At 66.7% G+C, this 16747-nt stretch carries 14 protein-coding genes, 1 tRNA gene, 1 pseudogene and 1 riboswitch; of the genes and pseudogenes, 11 read left to right on the forward strand and 5 right to left on the reverse strand.

The features are described from left to right. Positions 1–3 precede the first annotated feature (3 nt). From FCN77_RS04440 to FCN77_RS04480, 9 genes and pseudogenes are all read left to right on the forward strand, one after another. Positions 4–828: a M23 family metallopeptidase gene (locus FCN77_RS04440; RefSeq protein ID WP_137321285.1), complete on the forward strand. Its 825-nt coding sequence runs from the start codon at positions 4–6 to the stop codon at positions 826–828. 114 nt (positions 829–942) lie between these two features. Further along, positions 943–1136, forward strand: a riboswitch (cyclic di-AMP (ydaO/yuaA leader). Positions 1137–1257: 121 nt separating this feature from the next. Beyond that, positions 1258–1878 (forward strand): C40 family peptidase, encoded by a 621-nt coding sequence (locus FCN77_RS04445; RefSeq protein ID WP_254678843.1) that lies wholly within the window; start codon positions 1258–1260, stop codon positions 1876–1878. 156 nt (positions 1879–2034) lie between these two features. Then, positions 2035–2784 carry an NlpC/P60 family protein gene (locus FCN77_RS04450; protein WP_137321286.1) on the forward strand — a complete coding sequence of 250 codons (750 nt, stop codon included), beginning with the start codon at positions 2035–2037 and terminating at the stop codon, positions 2782–2784. 223 nt (positions 2785–3007) lie between these two features. Continuing rightward, positions 3008–3508 carry an HNH endonuclease gene (locus FCN77_RS04455; RefSeq protein WP_137321287.1) on the forward strand — a complete coding sequence of 167 codons (501 nt, stop codon included), beginning with the start codon at positions 3008–3010 and terminating at the stop codon, positions 3506–3508. A 44-nt stretch (positions 3509–3552) separates the two neighbouring features. Beyond that, on the forward strand, positions 3553–4167 hold the full coding sequence (locus FCN77_RS04460) for a molybdenum cofactor guanylyltransferase (RefSeq protein ID WP_137321288.1): 615 nt from the start codon (positions 3553–3555) through the stop codon (positions 4165–4167). A 60-nt stretch (positions 4168–4227) separates the two neighbouring features. Then, the gene (locus FCN77_RS04465) at positions 4228–4599 is read left to right on the forward strand and encodes a DUF6457 domain-containing protein (RefSeq protein WP_137321289.1); all 372 of its coding nucleotides are present in this window, start codon (positions 4228–4230) and stop codon (positions 4597–4599) included. Beyond that, positions 4596–6095 carry a molybdopterin molybdotransferase MoeA gene (locus FCN77_RS04470; protein WP_137321290.1) on the forward strand — a complete coding sequence of 500 codons (1500 nt, stop codon included), beginning with the start codon at positions 4596–4598 and terminating at the stop codon, positions 6093–6095. Before FCN77_RS04465 ends, FCN77_RS04470 begins: the two co-directional genes overlap by 4 nt. A 70-nt stretch (positions 6096–6165) precedes the next feature. Continuing rightward, positions 6166–7038 carry a formate dehydrogenase accessory sulfurtransferase FdhD gene (fdhD, locus tag FCN77_RS04475; RefSeq protein WP_137321291.1) on the forward strand — a complete coding sequence of 291 codons (873 nt, stop codon included), beginning with the start codon at positions 6166–6168 and terminating at the stop codon, positions 7036–7038. Between the two features lie 174 nt (positions 7039–7212). Further along, positions 7213–10238 (forward strand): annotated as a pseudogene (locus tag FCN77_RS04480) (alpha-mannosidase). Between the two features lie 207 nt (positions 10239–10445). Here the strand turns inward: FCN77_RS04480 and FCN77_RS04485 are convergent. Together FCN77_RS04485 and FCN77_RS04490 are read right to left on the reverse strand one after the other, a co-directional pair. Beyond that, positions 10446–11180, reverse strand: coding sequence for a hypothetical protein (locus tag FCN77_RS04485; protein WP_137321292.1), 735 nt, complete (start codon positions 11178–11180; stop codon positions 10446–10448). Beyond that, positions 11177–11926: a hypothetical protein gene (locus FCN77_RS04490; protein ID WP_137321293.1), complete on the reverse strand. Its 750-nt coding sequence runs from the start codon at positions 11924–11926 to the stop codon at positions 11177–11179. Before FCN77_RS04490 ends, FCN77_RS04485 begins: the two co-directional genes overlap by 4 nt. Positions 11927–12124: 198 nt before the next feature. On the opposite strand from FCN77_RS04490, the gene FCN77_RS04495 reads away from it, so the two are divergent. Together FCN77_RS04495 and FCN77_RS04500 are read left to right on the forward strand one after the other, a co-directional pair. Next, positions 12125–13834 carry an ABC-F family ATP-binding cassette domain-containing protein gene (locus FCN77_RS04495; RefSeq protein WP_254678844.1) on the forward strand — a complete coding sequence of 570 codons (1710 nt, stop codon included), beginning with the start codon at positions 12125–12127 and terminating at the stop codon, positions 13832–13834. Then, a complete protein-coding gene (locus FCN77_RS04500; protein WP_137321294.1) occupies positions 13831–15744 on the forward strand; it encodes an ABC transporter ATP-binding protein in 1914 nt (637 codons plus the stop codon). Before FCN77_RS04495 ends, FCN77_RS04500 begins: the two co-directional genes overlap by 4 nt. Here the strand turns inward: FCN77_RS04500 and FCN77_RS04505 are convergent. The 3 genes from FCN77_RS04505 to FCN77_RS04515 form a co-directional block, all read right to left on the reverse strand. Beyond that, positions 15741–16145: an NUDIX domain-containing protein gene (locus FCN77_RS04505; RefSeq protein WP_137321295.1), complete on the reverse strand. Its 405-nt coding sequence runs from the start codon at positions 16143–16145 to the stop codon at positions 15741–15743. The genes FCN77_RS04500 and FCN77_RS04505 overlap by 4 nt on opposite strands. Further along, positions 16142–16597 carry a DUF6314 family protein gene (locus tag FCN77_RS04510; RefSeq protein ID WP_254678992.1) on the reverse strand — a complete coding sequence of 152 codons (456 nt, stop codon included), beginning with the start codon at positions 16595–16597 and terminating at the stop codon, positions 16142–16144. Before FCN77_RS04510 ends, FCN77_RS04505 begins: the two co-directional genes overlap by 4 nt. A gap of 64 nt (positions 16598–16661) precedes the next feature. Beyond that, positions 16662–16734, reverse strand: a tRNA-Arg gene (locus FCN77_RS04515). Positions 16735–16747: the final 13 nt, after the last annotated feature.

Below are 16747 nucleotides of genomic sequence, written 5' to 3' on the forward strand. Positions count from 1 at the left end.
TTCTTGACCACGCAGACCGTCAGGGGCCGCCGCAGGGCGTCAGGTCCCGCTTCGGAGTACCCAGTGGCCGAAGCCGTCATGACGGTCAGGCCCCGCGACGCACACCGTGATGCGCGCCGGCGCAAGAGCCTCTTCAACCAGGTCACGGACTTCGCGTCCGCGAGTGGCGTTGGTCAGAAGGCCGGCATTGCCTTGGCCGCCACCGGGCTGGTCCTCACTGTGACCGTCCCGTCCACCGGGCCCATGATGAGCACGGCCGACACCGGTAAGAACGCCGCTGCCGCCTCTTTCGCGGCTCAGCCTGAGGTTTCCGCTGCTGCCGGCGCCAAAATCGACTTCAACCGGACGTCCGTTGCCACCAAAGGCGATCCCGACGGCAAACTCAAGCAGCTGCTCAGTGCGCAGTCCGTTGGCACCATTACCCGGGCAGCATCGGCCGGCAGCCTCGGGGCTCCGCTGGAGCACCTGGTAACGGCCTCGCCCTTCGGGTTCCGGGTCAGCCCGATCACCGGCGGTGCCGGTGAATTCCACCGCGGCCAGGACTATGCGGCCCAGTGCGGGACAAGCGTCATGGCTGCCGCCAGCGGCACTGTAACCTTCTCCGGCTGGCACGCCTACGGCGGCGGCAACCGTGTGGTGATTGACCACGGCAACGGCCTGGAAACCACGTACAACCACCTCTCGTCGTCAAGCGTCCAGGTCGGCCAGAAGGTCAGCCGCGGCGACGTCATAGCCCTCAGTGGGACGACGGGCGCCTCCACCGGCTGCCACCTTCACTTTGAGGTGATGGTCAACGGCGACGTCGTTGATCCCCTCGGCTGGCTCTGATCCAAACCGATGGAACACTCTCGCATTCCTGTGACATGCCGTGACCTGAATGTGACATTCGCGCTGAATTCCTGTACCGTCTAAAGCACGCCAACTTTTCCGAAGTTGGCGCTCTTGAGTGGATTGCCTAACTCTGCCACCGCTCAAGGTCCGTTCGCATGACATCGTCTGGCAGAGGCGGGGGAACCAATTTTGGTCTTCGCAAGAAGACCTTGGGGTTAAGTCGCAAAGCTTCCCAGGAAGCCGAGCGGCCGGGTGACTCCCATCCGAATCCGACAGCTCACCTCGTAGGCATTGGGAGAGGCTACCTTCGTGTCTACACGCCACAACTCTGCGCGCCACCGCGCGCAAACGGTTCGAACGAACCCGTTGAACTCCGTGTCCAGGGCCGTTACTGCTAACGCCGGGACCGTAGGTCGCCAGGCGGCTGTGATTGCAGCTGCGTCCGGACTGATCCTCAGTGTTGGGCTGCCGGCAAATGCCGCGGACACCAACCTGGGTGTCTCCGCTTCCACGGAGTCCGGTTCACAGTCAGCCCAGCTGGCCGTTACTGCGGAACCGACAGCGACTGTTTCCTTCGAGCGTCCGGCAGTGACCACGAAGGCTGCGCCCAAGGTTGAACTGCGGGCACAGTCCACCGGTTCAGATGCCAGCCAGACCGCCACTGAAGCTGACGGGGAATCCAAGGCCGGCAAGCTTGCCGACGCGGTTTCTTCCGCTGCAGCCTCAGGTCTCGCTGCCATCGCCTACACCGGCATCGGCAGCCCCTACGTCTGGGGCGGCACCACTCCCAGCGGCTGGGACTGCTCCGGCTTCACGCAGTGGGTTTACGCCCAGGCCGGCATCAGCATCCCCCGCACCAATGCATGGACCGCCATGAAGCCCACCGCCACCCCGGCGCCGGGCGATCTGGTCATGCAAAACGGCGGCGCCCACGTTGGCATCTACGTCGGCAACGGCATGATGATCAGCGCGCTGAACCCGTCGCAGGGCACCCTCCTGCACGCTGTGTCCGCCACGGGCACGTCCGCGTTCTACACGCTTCGCTAAAACACGCCCTTACCGCTCAACAGCGCGTGTTTTCAGTGCTGCACGCGCACTTCGCTAAATCACCCGTTCGGGCCGTTCCGGCTTACCCCCAAGATGCCGGAGCGTCCAAAAACCGCGGCCTGCCACGCAGTCTGAGGAAAACGAAAGAGAGAAATAATGACTACACGTGCGATCGCACGGCACCGCGCCGAGGTTACAAAAACCAACTCGCTTGCTGTCATTGCCAAGGCTGTCGGCGACAACGCCGGTGGCATGGGTCGTCAGGCTGCGGTTATCGCTGCTGCTTCCGGCCTGGTCCTGACGAGCGGTATCGCAGCCAACGCTGCCGACACCAACGTTCAGCGCGAAGCTACGTCCGCCTCCACCTTGGAAGTCCAGTCTTCCGCTCCGGCCAACATCTCGGCCGCCTCCAGCATCGCCATCTCTTACGAGAAGCCGGCTGTTTCCACCTCCCCGGCCCCGGCCGTCGAGGCCCCGAAGCCGGTTGTCGAGGTTCAGGAAGCTGCCCCGGCAGCCGCTCCTGTTGCCGCGGTGTCCGCTACCGTAGACGCTCCGGCAGCGCCCGCTGCTGCCAGCGGAAACGGTGCCGCGATCGCCGCAGCCGCTTACGCCCAGCTGGGTGTTTCCCAGGACTGCACCGCCCTGGCCACGAACGCCCTTGCGGCAGTTGGCATCAACTACCACGGCTGGCCGGCAGGCTACCTCTCCCTGGGCCGCACCGTGAGCGCCGCCGAGGCACAGCCGGGTGACCTCGCTTACTACGAGAACGGCGGCATGGGCATGGCCCACATCGCTGTTTACGTAGGCAACGGCCAGGCAGTCCACGGTGGCTGGAACGGCGGAACCACCGCCCTGTTCAGCGTCAACGTCGGCTCCGGCCCGGTCTTCATCCGCGTCGGCGGCTAAAGCTTCCGGCTAACGCTTGCATGAGGAACCCCTGCCCTTCGGCAGGGGTTCTTCTGCGTTTCGAGGACATGAATTCTTGCCGACACGTGGCATATGGCAGCGGCCGGATTCGGCGAACGGGCACTTGAGTGTTTACTCTTGTGTTGTCGATCCATAGCCCGGACAAGCAGAGGGCAGCCGGCCCTCGAGCCCCTGACGGGTGCGGCCGTGAAGAGGTATGTGCATGCGCACTCTCGTTCTGAATGCTGGATATGAACCGCTGGCGGTTGTGACCTTCCGCCGGGCGCTGGTTCTTGTGCTGACCGGAAAAGCTAGCGTGGTGGCCGAAGGCGACGATCCTGTCGTTGGGCCGCAGGAGATTCTGGGCCGACCGTCCGTGATTCTTCTCAACCGCTACATCCGGCCACGGTACAACACAACCACTGCAGTGAGCCGCCGGGGCGTACTCCGCCGGGACGGCCACCGCTGCGCCTATTGCGGCAAAGCAGCGCACACCATTGACCACGTCCACCCGAAATCGCGGGGCGGCGGCGACTCATGGGAAAACCTCGTGGCCGCCTGCCTGCGCTGCAACAACGTCAAGGGTGACCACACGCCGGCGGAGATGGGCTGGAAGCTTCGGTTTGTGCCGGCGCCTCCCCACGGCACCATCTGGCAGATCAAGGAGCTCGAAAAGCCCACCCCCGCGTGGGATCCCTTCCTCCTGCCTGAATCGGCCGCCTGACAGTTATCAGGGATGTGCAACTGCACAGGGGCTAGGCTTGCCATGTGCAGTTTGATGCCTTGATCCTCGCCGGCGGGCGGTCCTCGCGTTTGGGCGGCGTGCCCAAGTCCCAGCTGATGTACGACGGCGCCACCCTCCTGGCGCGTTCGTTGGCGGCATCCGCTGGTGCGGACGCCGCCGTGGTTGTGGGGCCCGATCCGGGCACGCTTCCGCCCGGCGTACTGACGTGCCGTGAGGAACCCGCGTTCGCGGGTCCCGCGGCGGCCATAGCTGCCGGGGTGGCGGCACTTGACCGGCACCGCGGCCCACTCCGGGCACCCGTGACCCTGGTCCTCGCCTGTGACATGCCAAAAGCCCTTGAGGCTGTTGCCGCGCTGCAGCTTGTCCTTTCCGGCGGCGGCCCCGAGGCGGCCGCCGACGGAGTCATGGCTGTATCGCCCGACGGCCGCAAACAGCCGCTCGCCGGCTTTTATGGCACAGCTGCGCTACAACGGGCCGTGGACGAATTGGAGAACAGCGGGGGACTTACGGGGGCCTCAGTCTTCGCCCTCCTTGCTAGGCTTGACGTGCGGGCTGTTACCGTCCCCGCCGGTGCCACGGACGACGTGGACACGTGGGACGATGCCACCGCGCTAGGGGTGTCCCGCCAGGGTTCATGATCCACCATCAGTGGGAGCCGTGCAGTGGCACCGCAACTGAGTTTGAGTTTGGAGGCAACAGTGAAAAGCCAGGATGAGACGCTGGAGGACTGGTGCCGGGCGCTGCTGCAGGCCTTTGAGCTGGAGGATGTCGAAGTGGACGTCAATGAAGTGCTTGCTCTGGCCGGCGTCGCGGCCCATTCCGTCGTGCGTCCGGCGGCCCCGCTGACCACGTTCATCGCAGGTTTCGCCGCAGGCCTGGCCTCCGGATCGGGCCAGGCACCGGACGCCGTCTCCATGCAGGCAGCCATGGGCGTGGCCAGGGCGCTGGCCCAGGACTACGCGGCAGCCGACTCGCCGGCGGATCCTGCCCTGCAGGCGGAAGGAGCCGGTGCCGCACGCACCGATGCCGTGCCCGGACCTTCCCTTAGCAGCGGGAACCCCGGCGCATGACGGCTGCGCCGCCGGACGGCGGTGGCGCCGCCAGCGACGTGCCTGAACACACCGGAACCGACGAAGCCGCCTATCCCGAACCGGGAGGTGGCCCGGAAGAAGGTCCGGGCGTTGCAGCGGAGCCCGTTCCCGACGCCGAATCCGGGCACACCCACTTGGCGCACACCTGGGACGAGGCCCGGCGGGTGTCATTCGACTGCGCCACCCCCATCCCGCCGGGCCAGGTGCCGCTCCGGCGCGCACTCGGCCGGACGCTCGCTGCGGACGTCACAGCGCTCCAGGAAATGCCGCACTATGCGTCGTCCGCGATGGACGGATGGGCCGTCAACGGAGCAGGACCATGGATCCTGGCCGAGCCGGGCCACCGGCTGGCGCCCCACCAGGCGAGCCCCATTGTTACCGGCGGCCTCATCCCGCCCGGCGCCAAGGCCGTTCTCCGCAGCGAGAGCGGCATGATCACCACCGATGACGACGGGCTTCCGATCCTTGCCCTCGGCGGCGGCGCCCGGCCCGGAGAACCCAAGAATGGCCAGCACATACGTAAAGCCGGAGAGGAAGCCGCAGCCGGCGACATCCTGGTCAAAAGGGGAGTCACACTGAACCCGGCCCACCTGGCGCTCTCCGCGCTGGCCGGATACGACACCCTCCAGGTCCGGGGCAAACCCGTGGTGCGGCTCCTGCTGACCGGATCCGAGGTTGTCACCGCCGGGGTGCCGGCGCCCGGCAAAGTCCGCGACACCTTCGGCCCCCAACTGGGGGCCGTGGTGGAAATGCTCGGCGGAATCTGCGCAGCGCAGGAGAAGATCGGCGATGAGTACGAGGAATGGCTCGCTGCCCTGGAGGACGTCGCGCCCGCAGAAGGCAGCGGCCGGGCGGACGACGCCGGCGAGCCGCCGGCGGAGGAGGCACCGGCCGACGTCGTCATCACCACCGGCGGCACCGGCAGGTCCGGCACCGATCACCTGCGCCGGGCTGTCGCGGACCTGGGCGGACGCCTGCTGATCGACGGCATCGCCATGCGGCCCGGCCACCCGGCGGTCCTGGCCGAACTGCCGGACGGCCGCTTCATCCTGGGGCTGCCCGGAAATCCGCTTGCTGCGATGATGGCGCTCTGCACCGTGGGGGCGCCGCTGCTTGCCGCCCTGGGACACGGAACTCTCCCGCCGGTCGGTGAAGTGCCCTGCGGAACCATGATCGACCCTGATCCCGGTCGGACGCGGCTGATGCCCTTCCGGCTCCTGTACGGCATGGCATCGCCGGCGCAGCACGCGGGGCCGGGCATGATGCGCGGCCTTGCGGCGGCCGACGGCGTCCTTGTGGTGCCGCCGCACGGGGTCCAGTTGGGGGAGGCCGTTCCAGCGTTTTCCTTGCCCTGGGGAGCCCCGATTCCGCAGCCGGAAACGGCTGCGTCGAAAGCCAAGACGGCTCCCCGGAAGACCGTCCGGAAGCCGACGTCCGCGGACGGACCGGTGGACTGGAGCGCGCTCCTGGGCTAAGACGGACCCCGCTGGCGCAGCCGGTGGGGGCTTGCAATGATGGAACCATCCGCACGATTAGGAGCACAACGTGGCCCGCATGACGCAACGCCGCAAAATCCACAGGTTTGTCCTGGACGGTTCACCCCAGTCCGCCGAGTTCCCGGTGCGCCACCGGGAGGACGTGCTGGCTGTAGAGGAACCGCTGGAAATACGGCTGGGCTCCCTTCCCTTCACCGTAACCATGCGGACCCCCGGCGACGATTTTGACCTCGTGGCCGGATTCCTGGTGTCCGAGGGCATCATCTGGGCGCCTGAGCAGCTGGTGTCCCTGCGGTTTTGCGCAGGCGAGGACGAAAACGGCGTCCAGACCTTCAACGTTGTCGAAGCGCAGCTGAGGCCCGACGTGGCGCTGCCGGAAAGAGGCCGCAACATCTTCACCTCGAGCTCATGCGGGATCTGCGGTACCGATTCCATTGACGCCGTCCGCAAGTCCTCGCATTTCAGCCCTGCGGCGGATGCGGTGACCCTCCCGGTGGAAACTCTGGCCGGGTTGCCCGACAAACTCCGCGCAGCGCAGGCCGTCTTCGACGCCACCGGAGGTGTCCACGCCGCCGGGCTCTTCCGCATCAACGACGACGGCGGCGCGGAGTTGCTTTGCCTCCGCGAGGATGTGGGTCGGCACAATGCAGTGGACAAGGTAGTGGGCTGGGCGCTGCGGGAACGCCTCCTGCCGCTGGCCGGCACGGTGCTCCAGGTGTCCGGACGTGCCTCCTTCGAACTGGTGCAGAAAGCCGCGTTGGCCGGCATTCCGGTGCTTGCCGCGGTCAGCGCGCCGTCCAGCCTTGCGGTCGAACTCGCAGACGCCAGCGGTATGACGCTCGCCGGCTTCAGCAGGGGGAAAACCCTCAATGTCTATGCCGGACACCGCCGGATCGCGGCTCCAGCGCCCGTGCCCGGATAGGGGGGGTGCTTGGCTTTACGCGCCCGGGGAAGTAGATTTTATCCATCGAATGGACGCGCCGGTCCGCTCCTTCGGCCGACTTTCGGGGCATGCGCATAAGCTGAAGACAGCGGCTGGGCACGTACCGCGAACCAGCCGCCAGCTTCCAGGCCACAGGCACTAAAGAGGACTACATTGCACGACGACCGCCGCATCACGGAAGTCCGTCTCGACCGCTTCATGCGCGAACGCGTTGACGCGGCGGTCTACACCCGCAGCGTCCCGCTGAACATCAGCAGTTGGGACGTCCCGGACGAGCCTGTTCCCGTCATGGAAGCCCTGCGCCACGACTTCACGCCCCTTGACCACGGGTCCGCATGGGGCAAACCCTGGAGCACCAAGTGGCTGCGGCTGCAGGGGGAAGTCCCCGACTCATGGGGTACGGCACCGGACACCGGCGTGGAGATCGTGGTGGACCTCGGATTCACCCGGGAGCTTCCCGGCTTCCAATGCGAGGGCATCGCATGGCGGCCGGACGGAACCATCATCAAGGCCATCTCGCCACGGAACCAGTACATTCCGCTGAAGCTCCTGGGCAGCGGAATGGCGGTGGACTTCTACGTCGAAGCCGCTGCCAACCCGGACGTTGCGCAGGGCTGGACGTTCGCCGCCATGCCGTACGGCGACAAAGCCACGGCGGGACACGAACCCAAGTACCGGCTCGGCACCATCGCCATCGCCGAACTCAACCAGACGGTCTGGGAACTCCAGCAGGATGTCTGGACCCTTGGCGGCCTCATGCACGAACTTCCCATGGAGCTCCCGCGCCGCCATGAGATCCTCCGCGCTCTGGAACGGATGCTGGACATTATGGATCCGGATGACGTTGCGGGAACCGCGGCCGCCGGCCGTGGGGCCCTGGCTGACGTTCTGTCCCGGCCGGCCTACGCCTCGGCGCACGGGCTGGTTGCCACGGGACATGCGCACATCGACTCGGCGTGGCTGTGGCCTGTTAGGGAGACCATCCGCAAGTGCGCCCGGACGTTTTCCAACGTGGTGGCCCTCATGGACGAGTCTCCGGACTTTGTTTTCTCCTGTTCGTCCGCCCAGCAGCTCGCCTGGATGAAGGAGTTCTACCCGGAACTGTTCGGCCGGATCCGAGAGAAGGTCAAGGCCGGGCAATTCGTGCCCGTCGGCGGCATGTGGGTGGAATCCGACACCAATATGCCTGGCGGTGAGGCCATGGCCCGGCAGTTTGTTGAAGGCAAGAAGTTCTTCCTTGATGAGTTCGGGGTGGACTGCCAGGAGGCGTGGCTTCCGGATTCTTTCGGCTACTCCGCCGCGCTGCCGCAGATCGTCAAGGCCGCGGGCAGCAAGTGGTTCCTTACCCAGAAGATCTCCTGGAACCAGGTGAACCGGATGCCGCACCACACGTTCAACTGGGAGGGCATCGACGGCACGCGGCTGTTCACCCACTTCCCGCCGGTGGACACGTACAACTCGGAACTGAGCGGGCGGGAACTGGCGCACGCGGAACGGAATTACCGGGACCACGGCCGCGGCACCGTCTCCCTTGTCCCGTTCGGCTATGGCGACGGCGGCGGCGGACCCACCAGGGAGATGATTGCCGCCGCCCATCGCACCGCCGACCTTGAAGGTTCGCCCAAAGTGCGGATCGGGACAGCCGCGGACTTCTTCACCCAGGCCCAGTCCGAATACACGTCGCTGCCCGTCTGGGTGGGGGAAATGTACCTGGAACTGCACCGCGGGACCTACACCAGCCAGGCCAGGACCAAGCTGGGCAACAGGCGAAGCGAACACCTGCTCCGGGAAGCGGAGCTGTGGTGCGCCACGGCAGCAGTGCGAACGGCAGGGGAATTCGCCTATCCGGCGGCCGAGTTGAAGCGCTTGTGGCGGCTGGTCCTACTTCAGCAGTTCCACGACATCCTGCCCGGCAGCTCCATTGCCTGGGTCCATCAGGATGCGGAGCGGAACTATGCCGCAATTTCAGAATCCCTTGAGGCGATCATTGCCGGCGCGGCGCGTGCCTTGCTCGGAGAGGGCAACACCGAGTTCCTGCTCAATGCCGCCCCGCACGAACGCAGCGGTGTCCCCGCCCTGGCTGCGGCCGAGCCGGTCCGCAGCGACCACCCGGTCACAGCGACGGAAGCCGGCGGGGGCTACGTGCTGGACAATGGCGTGATCAGGGCCGTGATCGATTCCAACGGGCTCCTGACCTCGCTGCTGGATCATGCCAGCGGCCGCGAAGCGATTGCGCCGGGCCAGTTCGGAAACCATCTGGAACTCCACCGCGATACGCCCAATGAGTGGGACGCCTGGGATATCGACGAGTTCTACCGCCGGAACGTCACCTCGCTGACCGACGCGCAGTCGGTGACCCTTGAGCGGGGCGGCTGGGGCGCCGTGGTGGTGGTGCAGCGGCAGGCCGGATCGTCCGCCATAACCCAGCGGATTTCCCTGGAGGCCGGGGCCGGATCGTTGAGCATCCTGACGGCCGTGGACTGGCAGGAGCGCGAGAAGCTGCTCAAGATCGGTTTCCCCCTTGACCTGCGGGCGGACCGTTCGGCGTCGGAAACGCAGTTCGGGCATGTGTTCCGGCCGACGCACACCAACACCTCGTGGGAGGCAGCCAAGTTTGAGATCTGCGCGCACCGCTGGATCCATGTCGCGGAGCCGGGCTACGGGTGGCCGTGTCCAATTCCTCCAGTTACGGACACGATGTCACCCGCAGTGTCAGGAACGACGGCGGCACCACCACCACTGTTCGCACGTCGCTGCTGCGCGCTCCCAAGTATCCGGATCCCGACGCGGACCGCGGCCGGCACGAACTCCTGGTGACCATCAGGCCCGGGGCGGCCATCGCCGATGCCGTGGAAGAGGGGTACCGGACCAACCTTGCCCCGCGCGTGGTGAAGGGCGCCAGGGCAGCCGGCCCGCTGTTAACGGTGTTCAACCAGGGGATCGTGGTCGAGTCAGTGAAGCTGGCGGAGGACGGGTCCGGAGATGTTGTTGTGCGACTCTACGAATCCCTGGGGGAGCGGTCCGCGGGAATGGTGACGGCCAACTTCGCCGCCAAGGCCGTGCAGGCAGTGGATCTGCTGGAGCGCCCCATAGAGGGGCAGGGTGTTGTGACAGGACTGGACTCCGCGAAGCTGACACTCCGCCCGTTCCAGCTGGTGACCCTGCGCTTCGCCCGCTAGGACTGCCAGCGCCGGGCCCGGTAGCCCGGCCCTTAAACAGGCTGAGTGGGGGCGGTCCCCAACGGCCCGCCACCACTCATCCCCCCAATCGCGCTCAGTGGCTTCCCGGCATCGAACGGATTGTCCCCATTCGCGACGCCCGACGGAAGTCACTTTCACACATTCATGATTCTCTCATGCTCTAATGATTTTGTGAAAGTCATAAGTCTACTTTGCAGTAGATGACTTCTGCGGGGCGGGTTGTGTCGCCCGGACCCGTGCGAACCAGAAGGCTGCAAGGCCCACGACGAAGCACAGTGCGGCCCCGTAGTTGATGATGAACTTCAGGGGAGACCACTGTGTTGGGAAGAAGGGGAACAGCAGGCTCACGGTCAGGCAGACACCGCCGATGGCCAGCAGGAGGGCGCCCGCCCGCACCAGAACCGGGAGCCGGCTACCGACCGCTTTCAGCATGGCGGGGAGGAGGACCATGGAAATGTAGGCCGGGTACGCGCGCCCGGCGGCACCGTAGTACTCCACCAAGTGGGCATTACGGGTGCTGCGCTCATTGACCCCGGCGAGCCCGGCCGACGACCCGGATGAATCCATCATGGTGAAGAAGACGACCATGACGGCAGCAATGAGGCCAAACACCAGCATTCCCGGCCTCCCGAGCAGCCAGCGCCTTTGTTGAACGGCGCCGAAGGCATTGACGCAACGCAGCCCGATGAAAAAGATGACGGCGAAGATGACGAAGCGCAGGATGAGGTTGGTGACGTTACTGCCGCCGAGCAGGCCGTCGATGGCAACGTACGGGCCGTCAATGCTCAGGAGGATAGCGAGCGTAGCCAACACGAAGATGTAGAAGAGCGACCTGTTCTCACCCCTGACGGTGCTCGGAATTCGGGCCACCGCAGCGGCGCAGCAGACGGCCAGGGTGGACCATTGCAGGATCTCGATCATCCGAGGTTCTCCCAGATCGTTTTGGTTTGTTGCTGGTCTTGTTCCTGGCGCTTGAGGGTCTTCCCCAGCGCCTGCAGCCGGTCGCCGGCCAGCGTGGTGAGCTCGCCATCGGACAGGCCGTCGAGGGCTTCCTGCCGGGCGCCGGGCGGCCAGCCTGCCTCGGCCTCCGTGATCATTCCCGTGGCCACCAGGCCGCCTGTCAGTCCCACTCCGGCAGCCCTGGAAGTGGCGATGGCCAGTTCCGGAGTGAGCCGGTTGGCCGAGAGCTGCGCCGAATAGTTCTGCGGCGCGATGCCGGTGGCAGCGGAGACCCGGTGCCGGAGCTCGCCGTCGTCGATCGCGTCAACCCAGTTCCTCACCGAGGTGGCATGCGGGGCCGGGCCGAGGGCCGGGGCCGGCGGCGGCCTGTCCACGCTTTCGCCCCGTTCAGCCGCCCGGGCGGAGCGTGCAATGACGGCGCCAAGGAGATCCATGGTGGCGATCTGGCTGACAAGCTCCGCCGCGGTAGGCGGCAACGGGCTGCCGGCAAGTTCGCTGTACGTTTCAAAGGCGGCCAGCGCCGCCACGGGATTGATATTGAAGGCGCGGCTGATGCTGACAACGGTGGTTTCGGCCACCTTGCCGCGGACCAGCTGCTGGGCCAGGGTTGTCCGCTTCACTCCGGAGATCCTGCAGATGTCCGCGGTACTCGCCTGGGGCGCAATTCCGTGAAGCCAGCGTTGGAACGCCTTGGCGGGGAGTGGCATGGATGGCTTCCTGCGGGGTGGGGCCGTTTTTAGGGGCGCTCATTCAGGGGCGCTGGCGGATTTTACGTGGGTGTCTGCTTGAACTATGCTAGATGGTCGAACCCGTTGGTCCGTACACCCCCCAAGTCCGGACCAACGGGTTCTTCCATGCCCGGCGGGATTTCAGGCCGTTTTGGGCCGCAGTGAGAGGATGGACTAATGACTGCAACCCTTGTTGCCAAAGACCTTTCGGGCGGTCACGACCACCGCACACTCTTCTCGAATCTCTCCCTCACTGTGGCGCCCGGCGACGTTGTGGGCGTTGTTGGGGCCAATGGCGCGGGCAAGTCCACCCTGCTCCGGCTGCTGGCCGGCGTGGACCAGCCACTGAGCGGATCGGTGAGCCTGGCCCCGGCCGACGCCTTTGTGGGCTGGCTGCCGCAGGAACACGAACGCGTTGCCGGCGAGACGGTGGCGGATTATGTTGCCCGCCGGACCGGCTGTGCACAGGCCACCGCGGAGATGGAATCGTCGGCCGAGGCACTGGGCTCCGGTGCGCCAGGGGCGGACGACGCGTACTCCTTGGCCTTCGACCGCTGGATGGCCTCCGGCGCGGCGGACCTGGACGAACGGATCGCGCCGGTCCTGGCCGACCTGGGGCTGGACGTGGGCCCGGAGGCGCTCATGACCGGACTGTCCGGCGGGCAGGCAGCCCGGGTGGCTTTGGCCGCCCTGCTGCTGAGCCGCTTCGACGTGGTGCTGCTCGATGAGCCCACCAACGACCTTGACCTCCACGGGCTGGCCAAGCTGGAGGCATTCGTGCAGGGGCTCCGCGGCGGAGTGGTCCTGGTATCCCACGACCGCGAGTTCCTGGCCCGCTGTGTCACCACCATCGTTGAACTGGACCTGGCCCAGAATTCCGTGGCGGTCTACGACGGCGGCTATGAGGCGTTCCTGGAGGAACGCGCCGTGGCCCGCCGCCACGCCCGGGAACGGTACGAGGAGTTCGCCTCCACGAAGGCGGACCTCGTCTCCCGCGCCCGGACCCAGCGTGAGTGGAGTTCCCAAGGCGTGCGCAACGCCATGAAGAAAAGCCCCGACAATGACAAGATCCGCCGGGCGGCGTCGACCGAGTCATCCGAGAAGCAGGCGCAAAAGGTTCGCCAGATGGAATCCCGGATCGCCCGGCTCGACGAAGTTGAGGAGCCGCGCAAGGAGTGGCAGCTGCAGTTCAGCATCGGCCAGGCCCCGCGTTCCAGCGCCGTGGTGGCAACGTTGCGGGACGCCGTCGTGCGCCAGGGGGACTTCACCCTCGGACCGGTGAACCTGCAGCTCAACGCCGGGGAACGGATTGGCATCACCGGCCCCAACGGGGCCGGCAAGTCCACGCTCCTCCGGCTCCTGCTCGGTGTCCGGCAACCTGACTCCGGCAATGCCGCCATGGGCGCCTCCGTGGCCATCGGCGAAATCGACCAGGCCCGGGGCCTGCTGGCCGGTCACCTCAAACTCGGTGACGCCGTCGAGGCCGTCCTGACAGAGCTGACCCCGGCGGAAGTCCGGACCCTGTTGGCCAAATTCGGGCTCAAGGCTGACCACACCTCACGCCCTGTCGACTCGCTCTCCCCGGGCGAACGGACCCGCGGGGCCCTGGCGCTGCTGCAGGCGCGCGGCGTGAACCTGCTGGTCCTGGACGAGCCCACCAACCACCTGGACCTGCCCGCCATCGAGCAGCTCGAAGAGGCACTCGAAAGCTACGACGGCGCGCTGCTCCTGGTGACGCATGACCGCCGACTGTTGGAGAACGTGCGCCTTGACGTCCGCTGGAACGTGGAAGACGGCGTGGTAACCGAACTGCCCGCCGGTGCGTCCGCACCGGCCACGGCATCACCGGGCGCCAGGAACGGCGCCATGAAAGGCCAGTCACGATGAGCATGGACCGGGTAGCGTGGAGCTCCCTCTACAACATCACACGGGCCTCCAGCGGCTCCAAGCCGTTCTCCAAGGCGACGCTGAAGCGCGTGTTCGGCTTTGCCCGGCCGCACCGCCGCAAGCTGATCGCCTTCGTGCTGCTCTCGATCGCCATGGCCGTCCTTGCCGTGGCCACCCCGGTCCTTGCCGGCCAGGTGGTGGACGCCATCATCGCCGGCGTAGGCACCGACGTCGTGATCCGTCTTGCCGTGCTCATCGCCGTGGTGGCCGTGGCAGAGGCCGGACTGGGGCTTGTGACCCGGTGGCTGTCCTCCACCATCGGTGAGGGCGTGATTGTGGACCTGCGCACCAAGGTGTTCGACCACGTCCAGAAGATGCCCATCGCCTTCTTCACCCGCACCCGGACGGGGGCGCTGGTAAGCCGTCTCAACAACGACGTGATCGGTGCCCAGTCCGCTTTTGCCGGCACCCTGTCCGGCGTGGTCAGCAACGTGGTGGCCCTGGCGCTCACGCTTGTGGTCATGCTGGGCAAGTCCTGGCTCGTGACCGTGCTGGCCATGATCCTGCTGCCGATCTTCCTCATTCCGGCCCGCCGGATGGGGTCCAAGCTGGCCGACCTCCGGCGCGAGGCGGCCGAAAACAACGCCGCCATGGGCACCCAGATGACCGAGCGCTTCTCCGCCCCCGGCGCCACCCTGGTCAAGCTCTTCGGACGTCCGGACGAGGAATCCCGTGAGTTCGCCGTCCGCGCCGGGCGGGTCCGGGACATCGGCGTCCGGACCGCGATGCTGCAGTTCACGTTCGTCACAGCGCTGACGCTGGTCTCGGCGCTGGCCCTGGCCCTGGTGTACGGGCTGGGCGGCTGGCTTGCGCTGGCAGGGCAGCTGGCCGCGGGCGACGTCGTGGTGCTGGCACTGCTGCTCACCCGCCTCTACGCGCCGCTCACCGCCCTCTCCAACGCCCGGGTGGAAATCATGAGCGCCCTGGTCAGTTTTGAACGGGTCTTCGAGATCCTCGACCTCAAGCCCCTCATCCAGCAAAAGCCCGACGCCGTCGAGGTGCCGCCGGGCCCTGTCTCGGTGGAGTTCGACGACGTCCGCTTCGCCTACCCCTCGGCGGACAAGGTGTCCCTGGCGTCGCTGGAGGACGTCTCCACCCTGGACACCCGCGGCGGCGAGGAAGTGCTGCACGGCATCAGTTTCCGGGTGGAACCGGGACAGACCGTGGCCCTGGTCGGGTCCTCTGGCGCCGGCAAGTCCACCATCGCCCAGCTGCTGTCACGGCTGTACGACGTCGATTCCGGCGCCGTGCGCCTCGGCGGGACAACGCCGGGGACCGGCCTGGACGTCCGCGACGCCACCTTTGATTCGATGCGGGCGACGCTGGGCATGGTGACCCAGGACGGCCACCTGTTCCACGAATCCATCGCGTCCAACCTGCGGCTGGCCCGCCCGGACGCCACCGAAGAGGACATGTGGGACGTGCTGAGGCAGGCCCGGCTCGAGTACATGATCCGGTCCCTGCCTGACGGCCTTGACACGGTGGTGGGGGAGCGCGGCTACCGGCTTTCCGGCGGTGAACGCCAGCGCCTCACGATTGCGCGGTTGCTGATTTCCCAGCCCCGCGTCGTCATCCTGGACGAGGCCACGGCAGCCCTGGACTCCACCAACGAAGCGGCCGTGCAGGCTGCGCTGGGGGCGGCGCTCGAGGGCCGCACCGCCGTCGTGATCGCCCACCGGCTGTCCACCATCCGAGCCGCGGACAAGATCCTGGTGGTGGAGGACGGCACCATAGTTGAGCGCGGAACGCACACGGAGCTGCTCGCGGCCGAAGGCCGGTACGCGGAGCTCTACCGCACGCAGTTCGCCGAAGCGGCCGCGGTGGTGGAAGAGACCGTTCCGGAGTTCTAGTCCTGGCCTGCAGCCAGCGCGGGCAGGATGTGGTCCGTCAGCAGCGGAGCGAGATCGGCGGGCATTTCAGCGGCCAGGTCCAGCCAGCGGATTTCGGCGATCTCCGCCGAGGGGTGTGCGCTCCACGTGCCCGGAGCGGTGAACACCGTTGCCTCGATGTCCGTGGCGGCCTCGTTGGCGGCGTCCGCAAGCCACACGCCCATGTGCCGTAGGTCTTCCGGCGCCACCTCGATGCCTACCTCTTCGAGCAACTCACGCGAGGCGGCCTGGGCGGCGCTTTCGCCGGGTTCGGGTTTGCCGCCAGGGTGCATGAACTTGTCCGTGCCGCGCTTGCGGACGGTCAGCAGACGTCCGGCGTCGTCGTAGACGCAGACGGCGGACACAACTATGCGGTCTTTCACGGCTTCGACCCTAGCCCACCCGGGCCCAGCCGGTGCAGCACGGATGCCAGGAGCTGGTTCTTCCGGGGTCCCTGGACGTCCCACGAGTAGCTGAATTGGTCCGGCCCCCGGAAGGAATACTTGACGCGGTAGGTGTCCGGATCGCACCAATGCCTGTCCTGGCTGGCTTCGTCCCGGAAGCTCATCCGGTGGAACGGCCTGCCGTCAGGAAATGTCATGTCCATCGCATCGGGAGCGTCCGTGGGCCGAAGGATGTAGTCCCGGCTCGCCGGCCCGGTGAAGGTGCCGCCGGCCGGAGTAGGCCAGCGCATGGTGCCCTCTTCGTGGAAGGCAAGGGCGCCGTCGTCGTTCGGGGAAAAACGCACGACGCCGGTGAAGGTTCCACGGGCGTCGGAGCTGCGGTCCCACAGCGTGCGCTCCACGGACCAGCCGCCCAGCAGATAGGTGCGCAGATCGAAATCCTGCGCCTTATTCTGCGTTGCATTCTTAGATGCATCCTGCCGCTGGAAGTTCAAGTGCCCTCGATTGGAATCGAACCAACGACACCGGCTTTAGGAGAGCCGTGCTCTATCCACTGAGCTACGAGGGCGTGCGTCCGAAGC

It is taken from the genome of Arthrobacter sp. 24S4-2, from assembly GCF_005280255.1.
Classification (GTDB): Bacteria; Actinomycetota; Actinomycetes; order Actinomycetales; family Micrococcaceae; genus Arthrobacter.